This window comes from Runella limosa DSM 17973, assembly GCF_000482465.1.
GTDB lineage: Bacteria > Bacteroidota > Bacteroidia > Cytophagales > Spirosomataceae > Runella > Runella limosa.
In genome coordinates, this window is the sequence record NZ_KI519431.1 from 127,317 (window position 1) to 143,933 (window position 16,617).

The window sequence follows — 16,617 nt, forward strand, 5'->3', positions numbered from 1 at the left end:
ATACCGAAGGTTTTGCGATAATTGCCTAAAACGAACTAGCTTATGCAAGACACTATTTTCCACGCATTTATCGACAAAGTTGTCGCTGTTTTAGAAGAATCTCCCGACATGCTAGGACTGGCGGTAGCGGGTTCTTGGATTACACAAGAAATGGACGCGTACTCGGATTTGGACTTAGTACTTGTTTCAAAAACGAAACTCTCGACCGACCCTGCCCAAATGAAATCAGTCGCAAAACGATTCGGGGATGTACTTTCAGCCTTCACGGGGGAGCACGTCGGAGAGCCGCGCGTGTTGATTTGTTTGTACGGGAATCCGCTTTTGCACGTTGACATCAAGTTTTTGACACCCGACGAATTTTATCAGCGCGTCGAAGACCCCGTCGTCGTGTGGGAACGAGAGGGGGCTTTGACAAAAATTATCCAGCAAACGACTTCCGCTTGGCCTTATCCTGATTATCAATGGATTGAAGACCGTTTTTGGGTATGGATTCACTACGGTGCTCTAAAAATCGGCCGAGGAGAGTTAACGGAGGCGGCTGATTTTTTGGCCTTTTTGAGAATGGTTGTTTTAGGCCCTCTTTTGCACATCAAAAATGGCAACCAGCCCCGAGGCGTACGAAAAGTTGAGACCAAACTCCCAAATGCCGATTTTGAGGCACTGTCAGAAACCGTTGCCTTATTAGATAAAACATCGTTGGTAGCTTCTTTCAACAAAGCCATTGTTATCTACGAACAAACCCGAACCGCCCTTTTTGACTCGTCCGTTCAGCTTAACAGCGAGGCCGAAAGAGAAGTAAAAAAATACTTAGCAGCTATTTCTACCTAATCAAACCACTATGCCGTACCTCCGCATCGCTACCCAAGGTGGGGTTATTACCCCCGACGAGCTACAACGTTTAGCTCTCATTACCAAAAAATGGGCTTTGGGCAAAATCGAAGTTGGTTTTCGCCAAGATTTGCTCATTCCTTGCACCGATTCTCAACGCTCGTTGCTTCGGTCGCAGTTAATGTCGGAGGGGTTTGGCGTAGAAGAAGCCGCGGCGGTGCATCCCAACATTGTTTCATCGTTGGTTGCACAAAATATCTTTCCCCAGCTCTCTTGGCTTCGGTCGGGTGATTATCTGGATATTTTAGATGAATTTACCTTTAAACCACGTCTCAAAATTAACCTCATCGACCCCACGCAGGAGTTGATTCGACCGTTGACAGGAGAGCTTAATTTTATCGCTTCCCCTACCCCTTCGTTTTGGTATTTGGTGGTCAATTTATCCGAATTAGGGGGTATTCATGTCTGGCCCAAACTGGTTGACGGGGAACAAATTGCGGACTGGGTACAACACATTGAAAAAATATGGTTGGAAAACCCACGGTCTAATCGCTCTTTTGAAGAACTGTACGGAACTGTTTCAAAAACGTTTACGGGACGAACACGACCCATTCAGAAAGAACTGAAACTTACACCCAAACCATACCCGCACCACGAGGGTATTTACCGCTACGATGACCGTTATTGGATGGGGCTATACCAACGTGACAACGAGTTTGATACGGCTTTTTTAGAAGCCCTTTGTCAACTTTGCATCGACACCAAAATCGGACGTTTGTATCCAACTCCTTTCAAAACATTCATCGTTCGCGATATACCAAAAGAGACGATTTATCAATGGGAAAAGCTCTTAGGAATCTGGGGGATACATACGCATTATTCGTCGCTCGAACTCAACTGGCAGCTCCCCGATGCTGACGCGTCGGCATTGCGCCTCAAAACCGAGCTGGTCGAAGCCTTTGAAAGACTGCGCATTCGGACATCTAGCCTTAGTTTTGGTATTGGCTATCGAAACGCAGAAACGACTTCCACCATTGTCATAGAGCCATTATCGACAGATTATCAGCGTTTTCGTGTGGTTCATTCTCCTGATTTTTACATTGGGAATACGGAATGGGAAGTTTTTGCGGGGGATGTGGCGCGTAAAAATCTTCCCGAAATTCTTCGACGCCTCACGCTGAAATACTATGAACAACTTTCGACTGATAAAAAGGCTAGTATTACCCGTAAAACATCAGGACTAAAACCTGCTCCTACCCAAAGAGTAATGCAGTGTACGCACTGCCAGACGGTTGCGGAGCTATCATCTCCTTTACCGTCTTCGTATTTATGTTCACTTTGCGATGCACCAGTGGCTGATTTTGTCGAAGTTGAATTGGAAATAGCGCCGTGATTTGGTACCGTGCTTTCGGTTTCTCAAAACCGAAACGACTACCGCAATCCTGCACGAGGTTTCTCAAAACCTCGAATCAATCTTAACGAGGTTGTAAGCAACCTCTCGCTTTGGTTTTGAGAAACCAAAGGCACTGCACCGTGTTTTCGGTTTCTCAAAACCGAAACGACTGCCGCAACCTCTGCACGAGGTTTCTCAAAACCTCGAGTCAATCTTAACGAGGTTGTAAGCAACCTCTCGCTTTGGTTTTGAGAAACCAAAGGCACTGCACCGTGTTTTCGGTTTCTCAAAACCGAAACGACTGCCGCAATCCCTACACGAGGTTTCTCAAAACCTCGGCTATCTCATTCACAAGGTTGTAAGCAACCTCCTACTTTGGTTTTGAGAAACCAAAGGCACTGCACCGTGTTTTCGGTTTCTCAAAACCGAAACGACTGCCGCAACCTCTGCACGAGGTTTCTCAAAACCTCGAGTCAATCTTAACGAGGTTGTAAGCAACCTCTCGCTTTGGTTTTGAGAAACCAAAGGCACTGCACCGTGTTTTCGGTTTCTCAAAACCGAAACGACTACCGCAACCTCTGCACGAGGTTGCTCACAACCAAAGTGACTTTTTCAGTAAAGCAAGTATTACAAAAAATAAAAGCTTGTTTTATGGGAACAAAACGAATTTCTGGTTCAGAGGATGAACGCTGTTTCTTCATTACTACCTCCTGTTATCAACATAAGTTCTTATTGTTAGATACGCAGGCATTTAATATCGTACTTGACAACTTTCGTTTCTATAATAAACGTTACTCCGCACGACTCTTGGGATATGTACTAATGAGTAATCATATTCATTTCATGCTTTTTTTCGAAGACCGCAATTATTTATCGAAGTACCTTCGAGATTTTAAAAAATATAGTTCGCTTCAACTCCGAGAACATATCTCTCAATTTTACCCTCACATTATTACCGATATTTTATACGAATATCGAAGTCAACACTACAAAATTTGGGATGATGCATTTGATGATGTGGTGATTTATAGCAGAAAAATGTGCGAAATAAAGCTTGATTATATGCACAACAATCCCGTAAAAGCGGGTCTTGTGACAGAGCCAGGTGATTATCTGTTTTCTAGTGCTAAATTTTATGAAAATTGGGAGGTTAAAATCCAATCTGAGCTTTTACATTACAGAGATGTTTTTTAAACGAGGTTGTGAGCAACCTCTCGCTTTGGTTTTGAGAAACCAAAGGCACAAATGCACCGTGTTTTCGGTTTCTCAAAACCGAAACGACTGCCGCAATCCTGCACGAGGTTTTGAGAAACCTCGAATCTATATTAACGAGGTTGTGAGCAACCTCTCGCTTTGGTTTTGAGAAACCAAAGGCACAAATGCACCGTGTTTTCGGTTTCTCAAAACCGAAACGACTGCTGCAATCCCTGCACGAGGTTTCTCAAAACCTCGAATCTATATTAACGAGGTTGTGAGCAACCCCATGTTTTGGTTTTGAGAAACCAAAGGCACGCTATATCAACAGATTACACCCACGAACATCCGAATTATCAAACCGTCCAATCACTTCAAATTGGAAAGAGGAATCGCCCACAAACCGCCCCAAATCTTGGGTTTCGATAAATGAGCAAGAATCTAAGTTCCCCAAATCAACCACATTGATACCCCCATACCTCATGCCACGCTGCGGGGAATCGGTTACGGAAAAAGGATCATTGATATCTCTCAGTAGGATTCGCATTGTGCGAGAGGTCTCAAAAATCCCGTCGCCATTAGAATACGACTGCGATAGCAGTTCCGTCATTCCGTATTCCGAGTGAATATTTTTTACCCCAAAAGCGGCCGTTAGTTCTGCATGTACTTCTTCACGCAGCATTTCACGGCGGCGGCCCTTCATTCCGCCCGTTTCCATCACCATTAATTCTGGTAATTCCTTCAAAAACGAAAGGTCATTTTTTGACTCTGCCAAATCCAACAATGCAAACGTCACCCCCCACAAAATTACTTTCCGCCCGTCGGGTTGCTGTACCAGTTTTTTGAGTGCCGCTAATAGTTCATCTACATTGTGCAAAAAGAACCCAGAGACGGGCGACTGCGTTTTTGCAATAAATTGTTGAACCATATACACCAACGAGGAGTTATTTCGTTCAAGATACGAAGGTAACAATGCCAACAGGTGGAAGTCAGAAAGTGAGCCGTAGCTTTTTTCAAAAATCTCAGTACTGATTTCGTCATACCACCCCAAATCCGCCACCAAATGGCGGCTTGTTTGGGTTCCAGTTGTACCACTACTTTCAAAAACAGTTTGTATGTTGGGAGTCCCCGTCACTACTTGGTGGTGTTTGAAGAAGCCAATTGGCAAAAACGGCACCAACGACAAACGGTTAACTTGATCGGGGCGGATTCGCAAATGGGAAAGGTACTGACGGTAAATGGGCGTATGAACCGCCTGATAATGAAACACCTGCAAGGCAACTTCCTCAAACGTATCAGCCGTTAAGGTTCGTACAGCATTTCGTAAATTGGGCAAAGTTGACATTTTACTAGGGTCGAATTTCAATTTCCGATTGACAAAGCATTAATAACTACTAAATTTATCCAATATTTGGAACAAACTTAACAAGAAAGATGAAGGGCTTCGTTCGTTTTATTGCTACTCTTTTACTATTTGCCATTTCGACAACTGGTTGTTTTACCCCTCCCAACTACAGCCCCGTTCCCGAAATCGGCTTCAATAGCATTGATAAGTTTGAGGTGATTGAGCCTTTTTCGCAAGCCAAACAAGACTCGGTTGTCATCACCATCAATTTCAAAGATGGCGATGGTGATTTGGGGGAAAGCACTGACAACCGTACCAATCCGAAGTATGACACTTGGGGAAATTATGAGCTCAAAACCTTCCGTCGAGTAAGCGGGAATCAGTACCAAGAAGTAGTTTTGGCAGCTAACTCCAAACTATTTTTTCCTGTGCTAAAACCCGACGGCAAAAAAGGCCCCATCGAAGGACTCCTCGACTATGCCGTGTATTTCCCTTATTCAAGAAACTCTAAATTAACAACCGTTAAGTTCCAAATTAAAATCCGCGACCGCGCCTTGAACGTAAGTAATGTCATTGAAACCGATACGCTTTCAGTGCCCTTACTTTTGTAAAACATACAACTTTTCTCTCATTAAAAACCCCTGTGAAATTCTCATTTTGAAAACGTCACAGGGATTTTTTTTACCCTACTACTATGAAAACACTATTCTTTTTCATTGCCCTGACGGTTCTAAATCAGACCATTAAAGCGCAAATGAAATTTGAAGGGACTCACCCTCCAAATAAAGAAGTTCTTGCACTACTTGAGCAGGAGGCCAAAATTATGGATAACGTTCGCAATGTTGGTCAAAGAGATAGTTTAAGAGCGCAGATTCTTTCCAAAGGATTTTTCTACCACGGTGTTGATGGAAAGCCCATAAATTTGGATGGCTTAACAAAAAGGCAAACAAAAAATAACTTTCAAGCATTGGAGGCAAAGGTTATCAGTGAAACACTCTATCAGTATGAAAGTACTGCCATTCTTGTCATAATGGAATGGCAAAAGATAAAGGACAAAGGAGTGATTTCTGATAACTACAATTCGGTATTGATCATCATGGGTATTGAGAATGGCAAATGGAAAATACTATCGGATATAATGGGACGAAAACCTAAACCCAGTGAAGAAGAAATGAAGAAGGTAAATAAATAACTCCTTTTTCTTTGAGTTAACAAAGTTAAATTTTATCCATTAGCTGGAGTGCATAGTGCAATTGTACATCCTGTGCCTCAAGCAATTCTCTGATAGAAGGCAAAACCTCATGCTCTGGTATAACACCTCTATCAGCATAACGGCTCTTTCGCACTGCCAGGCCATAATTGAAGCGCGGAATGGTCATTATGAGTTTAGTGTGCGGGAGTTCTATACGTACGGTTTGCCCAGAGGTATTGCCATAATAGCCGCCAGCCGTTTCCTCCCCGATAAATTTCCCGCGTCGATTACTTTTAGCGATTGCACAAAAATCGGCCGCCGTTGAAAAAGTCAGTCCGTCAATCAGAAACAAGACTGTCCCCTTAAAGTTGGTTGTCTGAGGTTGCTGAAGCCCCAGCAGGTAATTATCTTCGACCGTAAAAACCTTTGAAGTCGATTTCTCGGAAGCAAAATAACGGAACGGTTTATCGGCCAAATAAGAATAAAGCAAAGGGCTGTAGGCATTAAAGCCGCCACCGTTACCTCTCAGGTCAATAATCAATCGACTAATTTTCTTCGCATTCAATTCGGCAAAGGTGGTTTGCACAAACTCTTTAAAACTCAGTTCAGCACGCTGCAATCGACCTTCGTCAAATGTTTTAATCGTAATAATAGCTGCATCTTTGGGGAGATACTGTACATACAAGTCTCGGGGTGCTGTTGGTAGATTCTTTGTTTCACAATCAATTTGATTCGCTGGAATCGCCGCAATCGTCTCGGTTTTGATACGCCCCTGTCCATCTTTGTATTTTACCAAAAACAGACTGTCGTTGCCCATCACCCATCGATACAAAAAAGCAAAAGCCCCGTTGTTTAAGGTATGAATTTTCTTCGTGGTAATACTACCATCTGAAGGTAAATACTTAAACAATTGCTGTGTAATTTGAGCAATGGATTGGTTATTAATGGACAAAACCTCCGTACCAGTCGAAAATATATTGGCATAATTGCATCGCACAAACGCCCGATCAGCAGTAAAATAAAGATATAAAGGAAAGAGTTTACCCTGCGCCTGATAGTTTTTTAGCAGGAGCGAAGAAATGTTCCCAGTAGTATGACCATCCTGAATAAAGCTGATTACCTGCATGATTATTTTGCCGAATTCCAATCGTGTCATTGGCTTATTGATACTCAGTAAACAATCATCCAATAGTCTGTCCACAACTTTTTTGGACTTATACCGATACAATCCTGCATGTTCATTTTCCAATGATTTTCGAAAAACGACAAAGTCCATAGCCAATCGTTCGGCACTAATCATATCGGGAGTAGTTGCAGCACTTTCTGCGGGCATGGCTATGCGGGTGTAACAGGAATCTTTCCCGTTGAGCACCACGATAAAATCATAGTGTTGGCTTGGCTTTGCCTGAAAGGAAATCGAATCTATGTTCGTATAAAATGTAATTTCTCTTTCCAGTGCTGGTGATAAGGCGTGGTAAACATCTGGTTTTGCCTCAGGCGTCAAATTCCAAATTCCTTTTTGAATCACATAACCGTCTTTGATGTCAACTATGGCAGAGGTCGCCTTGATGATTCGAGGGGTTTGCTGCGCTTTAACGAGAGAAACGATTAGTAACATTCTTACCCAAAGGACAATACGTCCCCAATCCCCAACGGGGAGTTTTATACTGAATTGCATGTGATGATTTTTTTAGTGTGAGCGTGTTACTTTTCTGAATACTTACTAAAGAAGAAATAGCTTAAAAAACTGCCCGCGACACAGAAGGCCATGGTCGCCAATGAATGAATGCCCAAGGGTAAGTTGTAGTGAATAATGGTCAAAGCAATGCCGATTCCCATCAGAATAGCAAACCACTTGATGTTGTTGTTTCGGTCTTCTTTGGGGTTGACATGTAATAAAGCTGAAGCAACACTTTCTGGAACTCCTTTTTCGACAATTCTTTTTTTGATTCGATGATCCAAAATTCGTTTCATCACGGCGAGGACAAAGAGCATCATCAGTGCCAGAGTGAAAATGGAGGCCGTTATGTTGAAAACGTCTTCACCGACGCCCGAAGCGGTTACCTCTTGCGCTTGGACTGTGCAGGAGACAGTTAAAAGACAAAGGAAGCTGAGATTTTTTTTCATGGTTGTTCTATAAAAATGTAATAGTGAATTAGACTGCCAAGGAGCCCAATTGTTGCAATTCTGACTGCAAAACTTTCATTTGTTTGGTATGTTTCTGGAAGATATCAATACCAAGAACCGCAAAAATGGCCAGAAAGGTAGTGATAGAAATTCCTAACGTCATAGGGGTGATTTTGCCAAATAGAAAGCCTCTAGAAGTCATAAAAATCAAATAGATAAGTGCTCCTGCGCTCAAAAACACGCTTGCTCCGACCCAATAGATGGTATAGCTTTTCTCAAGAGCGGTGGATTGCGGCACGGGCAGTTGTCGCATCACCGTTTGCGTTAGGTCAAAATCAAATATCGGTGCTTCAGGCTTCATTTCTGAAGAGAACATGAGTTGATAAAGCTCTGCCTTTTGGCGACAAAAATTACATGATTGGATATGCTCATTGAACTGTGGCGGACAATTTTCCCCGTTCAACGAATACTCCTGAAGCTCTGAGTCTGAAAGATGTTCCTTATTCATAGAATTTCATTACTATAATTTTTCAACAAGCGATTTTTTAGCGCTTTTCTGGCGCGAAACAGGTAGTTTTTCACGGTTCCAACAGGCAAGTTGGTAATGGCGGACATTTCGTCGTAACTCAACTCTTCGTAATGATAAAGCGTGATTAAAAGCCTGTACATCGGCGGCAGGGTATCCAGAGCGGCTTGAATCAGTTCGGCAAGTTCGGCTCGAAACAACAACTGTTCTGTTTCATTGTCAGTTGAGGAAAGCGTTTTATTCGACAGATATTCCAATAGTGTTTCTTCATTTTCATGGGCCGAATCGTGCCCGTCTGGCAGGACGAGTTTCTTTTTGTCGAGATAGGCAAGGCAGGTATTGTAAGCAATTTGCCCTATCCATGTACTGAGTTTAGATTGAAACTGAAAGGTTGATAAATTTTTATACGCCTTCAGATAAATATCCTGTGCCAAGTCTTTTCGGTCTTCGGGGTTTTTGACCAATTTAAATACAATTTGAGCAACCAGTCCTTGGGTTTGCTTGATAATAGCCGCAAAGAGTGCCGATTCTCCCCGCAAAATCCTATTGATCAAGTCTTTCTCTTCCACCTTGTTATTGAGTTATTGTATGATAATAGCACATTAGACAGGTGAAACAAAAAAAAGTTGCACTGTTTATGGAACAGGCAACTTTTTAAAAGAAATCTATTATATCAATCTCAACTTCACTATTGAAATTATTTGAAGGTATTTTTAAAAAGCAAGGGGCAATAATTCACTTAAAAGGTACGTAGTATAATAGGTCTTATTGACCAAACTTTATGTACGATTGAGCCATTCTTTTATGCGTTTAAGATTCACAGCCGCCAAATCCCAATTAGTAAAGTTTTCCTCTCTCATCATTTACACAGTTTTATTTTCACACGCTTCCTGCAACCAAAAAGGATTTCTGTCAGAGCACGAAAAAAATACATTGTTTGCTGCTCCTTCCAATGCTGAAATTGACATTATTATTCAAACTTGGGCACAACGAGACTTAAAAACAACGGATTATACCCTTGTTCAGGAGCACCAACTGTTAGACGGGAATTATAGGCTCAAACTGGTTTCTTACAAAGTTGGCGGCATTAAAGAATACGGAGCCTTACTTATTCCAAAAACTGACCAACGTGTTCCTGTTAGGATGTTGTTGGGAGGATTTGGGCTGGGCATTACCGCTAATTCGGTTAACGTAGTATTGGATAAGACCACTGCGACAAGTGCTTTTATTCTGGCCATTCCAGCTCTGAGAGGCCAATCATTGGAAATAACCTTAAACGGCTCTAAGTTTACCTCTCCTCTCTCAGAAGGAAGTCAATGCGATGCTTTTGATGGAGCAACGGACGATGCTATCGCCTTTCTGAATGTAATCCAACAAACCGAAGAAAAGGCTGATGTAAATCGCACTTCCATGAGGGGTGGTAGTCGAGGAGGTACTGTGGCTCTCTTGGCAGGAATAAGAGACAAAAGGGTAAAAAAGGTAGTAGGAGTTGTCAGTCCGACCAATTTTGTGGAACTGACAGCTCAAAATGAGAACGACCCAACTTATCAATGCCAGTTTTTGAGTGATTTTAGAAGCGGCCAATTCACTTTAGCCCAAGCCAGAACAAAGTTAATTGCTTCCTCTCCCCTTTATTTTGCGCAACATTTACCGCAAACGCAGCTTCACATGGGAACAAACGATAAAATTGTTCCGATTTCTCAAGCCAATGAGCTTGAGAAAAAAATCACCCAATTAGGAAAGACCTCTGCCTTTCAACTATACACGTATGACAAGACTCATACAGACATAGCAACAAATAATACTGAGATGTCAACCAGAATAGAGCAGTTCTTATCGCAACTTTAGAAGTAAAGTGATAGCTAACCAACCGCAGTCACCTCCTCCATCAAATCACACGCTTCGTGGAGTTAATTTAACACCTTATCCCGAATTGAGCGTTTAAAATCAGTACCCCTCATACAAAATTGACCTAAATTGCAGTATTATAATTAGGATTTATAATAAGTACACTGTAAGCTAAGTTTCTTTAACTATTACCCGCAGATTGACGCAGATTAATGACAGTATAAAGCCCTATTTCAGTGAAAATCAGCGTTTATAATTCTGCGGCCTTCTATGGGTAAAAATGAGCCTAAAAAGCATGAAATACACACCTGTATATAGTTTGATAGTGGTGCTTGGTTTTTACACTTTCTGCAAAGCACAAAATCAAACCGACCAGACAAAAGAGAAGCTCATTTCTGAAACGAAAGAAGTCAATACTTCCTATGGCCCCCACCATATCACTCGTCATATCATACAGGATAGAAAGGGCAACTTGTGGATTGCCACCTATGGCGGTGTTTTTCGATACGATAATAAATCCTTTACCAATATCACATCGCAAGTAAGTTCGGCCCGTTTTTTTTCTGTTTTAGAAGATAGAAACGGAAACTTATGGTTCGGTTCTCTTAGTTCAGGAGTTTATAAGTACGACCCCAAACAGGCAGTTGGAAAATCATTTCAAAACTTCACCACTAAGGACGGACTGCTTAATAATGCTATTTTTTCTATTTATGAAGACAAAAGGGGGCATATTTGGTTCGGTGTGAGTGGAGGAGCCAGCCGCTATGATGGGAAATCCTTTCGAAATTATGCCATGAAAGGCGATTCTATCTTTGAAGAGATAACAGGGGAAATCCGTTCGGATTTTACACTTTCAACGAATGAAGTTAGTTCTATCATTGAAGACAAAACAGGAAAATTTTGGTTTGGCACCAGAGGTCATGCCTTCGTCTATGATGGAAAAACATTTACCAGTCTCACCCATAACAACAGCCCTTTTTGGAATGTTCGTAAAATAATCGAAGATAAAAAGGGGAATATCTGGCTCGGCGGCTTTAATGGCCTTTGGCGATATGACGGCCGTAGATTTACCAATTTAATCTGGGAAGGAGTTGGCTATGTTTATGAAGATAAAAAAGGCAATCTTTGGACGGGTTCAGAATCTGACCCGGGCTGGGTACTTTCTCGTTACGAGGCAAAATCCCTTTCTAAAAAAAAGCCCAAAGTAACGGTAATAAACCCACTGAACGGAATAATGTTTTTTGATATTTTAGAGGCGAAAGATGGCAGTATTTGGTTTGGGTCTTTAGACGGTGTATTTCGCTATGATCCCAGAGGGGCAGTTGGGCGCACCATAACTGGTTTTAATAGGTAGAAAGAATCAGAACTTAGTTGTATGATGCCCCATGTATCATGGAGTCAGATCAGAAAATATACAGCTTAAATGATTAGAATAAAGCTTTGGTCAGCGCAGCATAAACAAAAAATCTAACCAACCACTTCCACCCCCAAAATCACCTCCTCAATCACATCACACGCTTCCTCAATTTGTGATTCTGTAATCACCAAAGGCGGGGCAAAACGAATTTTATTGCCGTGGGTTTGTTTGCAAAGCAGCCCTCTTTCTTTGAGTTTGAGGCAAATCTGCCACGCCAATGGGCTTTCTTCATCGGTCGCAATAACGATGGCGTTGAGCAATCCTTTTCCACGTACGGTTTCAATCAGGGTCGTTTTTTGCTGGATTTGCCGCATTCTTTCTCGGAATAGTTCACCCAAGTGCTCCGCATTTTCGGCTAGTTTTTCATCCTCCAGCACTTTCAACGCCGCTACTGTTACGGCCGCGGCCAATGGATTTCCGCCGTAGGTCGAGCCGTGTTGGCCTGGCTTGATGGTGAGCATGATTTCGTCATTCGCCAAAACGCACGAAACAGGATACACGCCGCCCGAAAGAGCTTTTCCCAACACCAAAATATCGGGTTTCACGCCTTCGTGGTCGCACGCCAAGCGTTTGCCCGTACGCCCAAGCCCCGTTTGAACTTCATCCGCAATAAACAACACATTGTACTTAGTACACAATGCCCGAACACCGCGCAAATACCCTTCATCAGGCACCACGACGCCCGCTTCCCCCTGAATGGGTTCTACCATAAAGCCTGCAATGTTCGGGTCGGCTTGGAACGTTTTTTCCAACGTTTCTAAATCGTTGTACGGTACAATAATATATCCTGGCAAAAAAGGGCCGTAGTCATCGGTACTCTCGGGGTCGGTTGACGACGAAATAGCCGCGAGCGTACGCCCCCAGAAATTTCCTGCGGCATACACTGTTTTGGCTTCATTTTTAGGAATCCCCTTCACTAAATATCCCCATTTTCGGGTCAACTTGAGCGCCGTTTCTCCGCCCTCTACGCCTGAGTTCATCATCAGCACTTTGTCGTATCCAAAGTAATCACACAAAAATTTCTCACATTCGCCCAATACGGAGTTATGAAACGCCCGCGACGTAAGCGTCAGTTTCTGCGCTTGATTGGTCAGCGCCGCCACAATGTGTGGGTGGCAGTGCCCTTGATTCACGGCACTGTACGCCGACAAAAAATCGTAATAACGCTTGCCTTCCAGATCCCACACAAAAACCCCTTCGCCGCGCTCAATCACTACTGGCACGGGCTTATAGTTATGCGCTCCGTAGCGCTTTTCAAGGCCAATGAGATAGTCGGTTTGAGTAAGTTCGGTCGTCATGGTGATTTTAGAGATTAGAGCCAACAATTTTTATTACTTTTGTAAACTTACATTTTAACTTATTTTCAATTTTTAACAAGTCAAATTTCTTTCAAACGTTTAAATTTTAAACATTTTTTTAATTTCAAACAAGCTATAAAACCAAATCTAACTTTCGTTAACATGTTTAAACAACTCCTTTTTTGGGCCACAGCACTTAGCTTTTCGGCCATCGCGCAAGACCGTCGCCCCACCACGCCACCTACAGCCAGTGGCGCCCCAGCGGCAACGGCACCCGCAGCACCAGCCGCTGCTCCTAAGGCAGGCCCCAAGTCCTACAAAGAAGTAATTACCGACAAAAGTAAGACGACCAAGGGCTTATTCATCGTTCACAAAATAGATGAAAAATACTTCTTTGAACTTCCTGATTCGCTACTCGGCCGCGAGATGATGGCCATTACGCGCCTTTCTCAGTCAAGTACTACGCCTGGGTCGGTAGGTTTGCCTGCTTACGGTGGAGAATTGCTTAACCGCCAAGTAGTTCGTTTTGAAAAAGGCCCTGACAACAAGATTTTTATGCGTTCGGTAGCCTTTATCAACGTGAGCGACGATGCCAATTCTCCGATTTACAAGGCCGTTCGCAACTCTAACCTCGACCCGATTGCCATGGCCTTCGACGTAAAAGCCGTGCGCAAAGACACTTCGGTGGTGATTGAAGTAACCGACTTCTTCAAAAGCGACAACACCGTGATTTCGATGTCTCCCATCGTTCGTCAAGCCTATAAATTGACGATGATTCAAAACGACCGTACTTACATCCAAAGTATCAAGTCTTTCCCCATCAACACGGAAATAAAAGTAGTAAAAACCTACGGTGTGACGCCGCCAATGCCAAGCTTTGGCCCTTCTACAAGCCCCATTCCGTCGGTCAACTTGCCAGCAAGCTCGATTGCAGGCGCAGTGACAATGGAGCTAAATACCTCGTTTATCGCCCTACCAGCCGTCCCGATGAAACAGCGTTTGTTTGACTTGCGCGTGGGTTATTTTGCCAATGGTTATACCGTTTATGGCGAAAACTCACAACGTACCGAAGATAAAACATTTGTAGTGCGTTGGCGCTTGGAAGCCAAAAACAAAGCCGACGAAGAGCGCCAGCGCCGTGGGGAGTTGATTGAGCCTAAAAAACCTATCGTTTTCTACATCGACCCTGCTACACCAAAACAATGGCGTAAGTTCCTTAAAATGGGAGTTGACGATTGGAACGTAGCTTTTGAAAAAGCAGGTTGGAAAAACGCTATTCGCGGCGAAATCTTGGCCGATAACGACACCACCATCAGCATGGAAGATGCGCGTTATTCAGCGATTCGTTATTTTGCTTCCGACATTGAAAATGCGTACGGCCCCAACGTACACGACCCGCGCACGGGAGAGATTCTAGAGAGCCACATCGGTTGGTACCACAACGTGATGAAACTCCTCAAAAAATGGTACATGACCCAAGCCGCTGCTGCTGACCCACGCGCTCGTAAGAATAAGTTTGATGATGAATTGATGGGACAACTGATTCGCTTTGTGTCGTCGCACGAAGTGGGACACACGCTTGGCCTTCGTCACAACTACGGCGCATCGACGGCAACTCCCGTGGAGAAACTCCGCGACAAAGAGTTTATTACCAAAAACGGACACACTTCGTCTATCATGGACTACGCTCGTTTCAATTACGTAGCCCAACCCGAAGACGGTGTGACGGACTTTTTCCCTCGTATTGGCGACTACGACATTTGGGCGATTGAGTGGGCTTACAAACCCATTTATGACACCAAAACTGCCGAAGAAGACAAGCTTATTTTGAACAAATGGTACAAAGAAAAAGCCCTTCCCAACCGCCGTTTGTGGTTCTTGACCGAAACCAACCCGTATGACCCACGCTCTCAAAACGAAGACATCGGCGACAACGCCATGATTGCCAGCGGATACGGTATCAAAAACCTTCAGCGCATCGTGCCTAACCTCATCGAATGGACCAAGCAAGAAGGCGAAGATTATGACATGTTAGAAGAGGGATTCAACGAAGTAGTGACGCAGTTCCGTCGCTATATGGGTCACGTCACCAAAAATGTGGGCGGGATTTACGAAACCCCAAAATCGGCTGACCAAGAAGGGCCAGTGTATGAACCTACGCCTAAAAAAATGCAAAAAGATGCCGTAGCCTTCTTGAATCAGCAATTGTTTAACACCCCCAAATGGATATTAGACGAGAACATTATGCGCCGTATTCGTCCTGACATGGGGGTTGATTTTGTTTCAAAAATTCAAGAAACAACTCTCAATGGCCTATTCGCCAGCGATCGCCTCCAGCGGATGATTGAAATGACCGAAAAAACCGCCGACGCCTACTCAATGGATGAGCTATTTGCGGATGTAAAAGGAGGTATTTGGGGAGAACTAAAAACGCGCAAAGCCGCCGATGCGCACCGTCGTAACCTCCAAAAAATCTATGTCGAGCGCATGATTGCAACCTTAAACGCACCTGCGGCAGTTGGTTTTCCTTCTACAACTCCGATGAAGATGTTTGGCGCTGTGGTAGCTCCTTCGGTGGACATACGCAAAAACGACGTGCAGTCGATGGTACGTGCGCACTTAACTTCGTTGCAAGGCGAAATTCAAGCAGCGCTACCGACCATTACTGATAAAATGACGAAATATCACCTTCAAGATTGCGTTTTCCGCATCAAAAAGGCGTTAGACCCTAAATAGTCTGACGAAGACCCAGTGCGTCGGGTTTTGACCCGACGCACTTTTACCATATTCACTATCCTCTGAGTATCAAAAATTATGGAAGAACCACTTGACGAATATGACCGACTCATTTTGCAGCAACTCGAAAGAGACGCCCGCAAAGCCTATTCGGCCATCGCCGATGATTTACAGATTTCCAATACAATGGTGCATCAACGGGTGGGAAAGTTGAAACGGATTGGTATTCTGAAAGGAAGTACGATTGTCTTAAACGAACGAAAATTAGGCTACGAATGGGGCGCTTTTACGGGCATTACGCTGAAAGAAGACTCTGATTCTGAAAAAATTATTGACGCACTCAAGCAAATTCCCGAAGTCACTGAGTGTTATTATATTACAGGAAAATATACGCTTTATATTCGCATCGTGGCTCGCAGTAATGAGCACATGCGCAAAGTTTTATACGAAAAAATTGACCATATTCCTGGCGTCCTCAAAACAGAATCACTCATCGACTTTGGAGCGGCGTTCAAACGAAATGTTCCTATCGAAGAATAAGCTGTGTTTTCGGTTTCTCAAAACCGAAAAAGGAGTTACTCGTATCGTGCTTTCGGTTTCTCAAAACCGAAACAGGGGTTACTCATTGTAGATTTACTTTTTCAAAATAATATTTGGCAATGAAGGAGTTAAACCGATTACTCACTGGTACTCAGATACTGAGGTTATGTTTG

The 16,617-nt window shown here is 43.4% G+C and carries 15 protein-coding genes; 9 read left to right on the forward strand and 6 right to left on the reverse strand.

The annotated features are described in order from the left end of the window. Positions 1-42 precede the first annotated feature (42 nt). From K339_RS0130745 to K339_RS36415, 3 genes are all read left to right on the forward strand, one after another. A complete protein-coding gene (locus K339_RS0130745; protein WP_028527016.1) occupies positions 43-828 on the forward strand; it encodes a hypothetical protein in 786 nt (261 codons plus the stop codon). 10 nt (positions 829-838) lie between these two features. Next, positions 839-2,221 (forward strand): ferredoxin-like domain-containing protein, encoded by a 1,383-nt coding sequence (locus K339_RS0130750; RefSeq protein ID WP_028527017.1) that lies wholly within the window; start codon positions 839-841, stop codon positions 2,219-2,221. Between the two features lie 603 nt (positions 2,222-2,824). Then, positions 2,825-3,415 (forward strand): REP-associated tyrosine transposase, encoded by a 591-nt coding sequence (locus K339_RS36415; RefSeq protein WP_169731919.1) that lies wholly within the window; start codon positions 2,825-2,827, stop codon positions 3,413-3,415. Between the two features lie 319 nt (positions 3,416-3,734). Here K339_RS36415 and K339_RS0130765 read toward each other — a convergent pair whose 3' ends face one another. Next, on the reverse strand, positions 3,735-4,760 hold the full coding sequence (locus tag K339_RS0130765; protein ID WP_028527020.1) for a LuxE/PaaK family acyltransferase: 1,026 nt from the start codon (positions 4,758-4,760) through the stop codon (positions 3,735-3,737). 89 nt (positions 4,761-4,849) lie between these two features. Here K339_RS0130765 and K339_RS0130770 point away from each other — a divergent pair, with 89 nt between their 5' ends. Together K339_RS0130770 and K339_RS0130775 are read left to right on the forward strand one after the other, a co-directional pair. After that, positions 4,850-5,371 (forward strand): hypothetical protein, encoded by a 522-nt coding sequence (locus K339_RS0130770; protein WP_028527021.1) that lies wholly within the window; start codon positions 4,850-4,852, stop codon positions 5,369-5,371. 83 nt (positions 5,372-5,454) lie between these two features. After that, on the forward strand, positions 5,455-5,952 hold the full coding sequence (locus tag K339_RS0130775; RefSeq protein WP_028527022.1) for a hypothetical protein: 498 nt from the start codon (positions 5,455-5,457) through the stop codon (positions 5,950-5,952). 25 nt (positions 5,953-5,977) lie between these two features. Here K339_RS0130775 and K339_RS0130780 read toward each other — a convergent pair whose 3' ends face one another. From K339_RS0130780 to K339_RS0130795, 4 genes are read right to left on the reverse strand one after another with little or no spacing between them, the layout of a single operon-like run. Beyond that, entirely contained in the window at positions 5,978-7,630 is a 1,653-nt protein-coding gene (locus K339_RS0130780; RefSeq protein ID WP_084332372.1) for a S41 family peptidase, read from the reverse strand. A 26-nt stretch (positions 7,631-7,656) separates the two neighbouring features. Further along, positions 7,657-8,079, reverse strand: a complete 423-nt coding sequence (locus tag K339_RS35455; RefSeq protein ID WP_037302335.1) for a hypothetical protein — start codon at positions 8,077-8,079, stop codon at positions 7,657-7,659. A 28-nt stretch (positions 8,080-8,107) separates the two neighbouring features. Further along, the gene (locus K339_RS35460; protein WP_028527025.1) at positions 8,108-8,587 is read right to left on the reverse strand and encodes a hypothetical protein; all 480 of its coding nucleotides are present in this window, start codon (positions 8,585-8,587) and stop codon (positions 8,108-8,110) included. Continuing rightward, positions 8,584-9,174 carry an RNA polymerase sigma factor gene (locus K339_RS0130795; RefSeq protein ID WP_028527026.1) on the reverse strand — a complete coding sequence of 197 codons (591 nt, stop codon included), beginning with the start codon at positions 9,172-9,174 and terminating at the stop codon, positions 8,584-8,586. Before K339_RS0130795 ends, K339_RS35460 begins: the two co-directional genes overlap by 4 nt. 235 nt (positions 9,175-9,409) lie before the next feature. Here K339_RS0130795 and K339_RS0130800 point away from each other — a divergent pair, with 235 nt between their 5' ends. Together K339_RS0130800 and K339_RS0130805 are read left to right on the forward strand one after the other, a co-directional pair. Next, positions 9,410-10,453 carry an alpha/beta hydrolase family protein gene (locus K339_RS0130800; RefSeq protein WP_028527027.1) on the forward strand — a complete coding sequence of 348 codons (1,044 nt, stop codon included), beginning with the start codon at positions 9,410-9,412 and terminating at the stop codon, positions 10,451-10,453. Positions 10,454-10,748: 295 nt separating this feature from the next. Beyond that, entirely contained in the window at positions 10,749-11,807 is a 1,059-nt protein-coding gene (locus K339_RS0130805; RefSeq protein ID WP_028527028.1) for a ligand-binding sensor domain-containing protein, read from the forward strand. Positions 11,808-11,920: 113 nt separating this feature from the next. Here the strand turns inward: K339_RS0130805 and rocD are convergent, their stop codons facing one another. After that, positions 11,921-13,168, reverse strand: coding sequence for an ornithine--oxo-acid transaminase (rocD, locus tag K339_RS0130810; RefSeq protein WP_028527029.1), 1,248 nt, complete (start codon positions 13,166-13,168; stop codon positions 11,921-11,923). 162 nt (positions 13,169-13,330) lie between these two features. On the opposite strand from rocD, the gene K339_RS0130815 reads away from it, so the two are divergent. Then, on the forward strand, positions 13,331-15,904 hold the full coding sequence (locus tag K339_RS0130815) for a zinc-dependent metalloprotease (RefSeq protein ID WP_028527030.1): 2,574 nt from the start codon (positions 13,331-13,333) through the stop codon (positions 15,902-15,904). 78 nt (positions 15,905-15,982) lie between these two features. Further along, a complete protein-coding gene (locus K339_RS0130820; RefSeq protein ID WP_028527031.1) occupies positions 15,983-16,444 on the forward strand; it encodes an Lrp/AsnC family transcriptional regulator in 462 nt (153 codons plus the stop codon). Positions 16,445-16,617 lie beyond the last annotated feature (173 nt).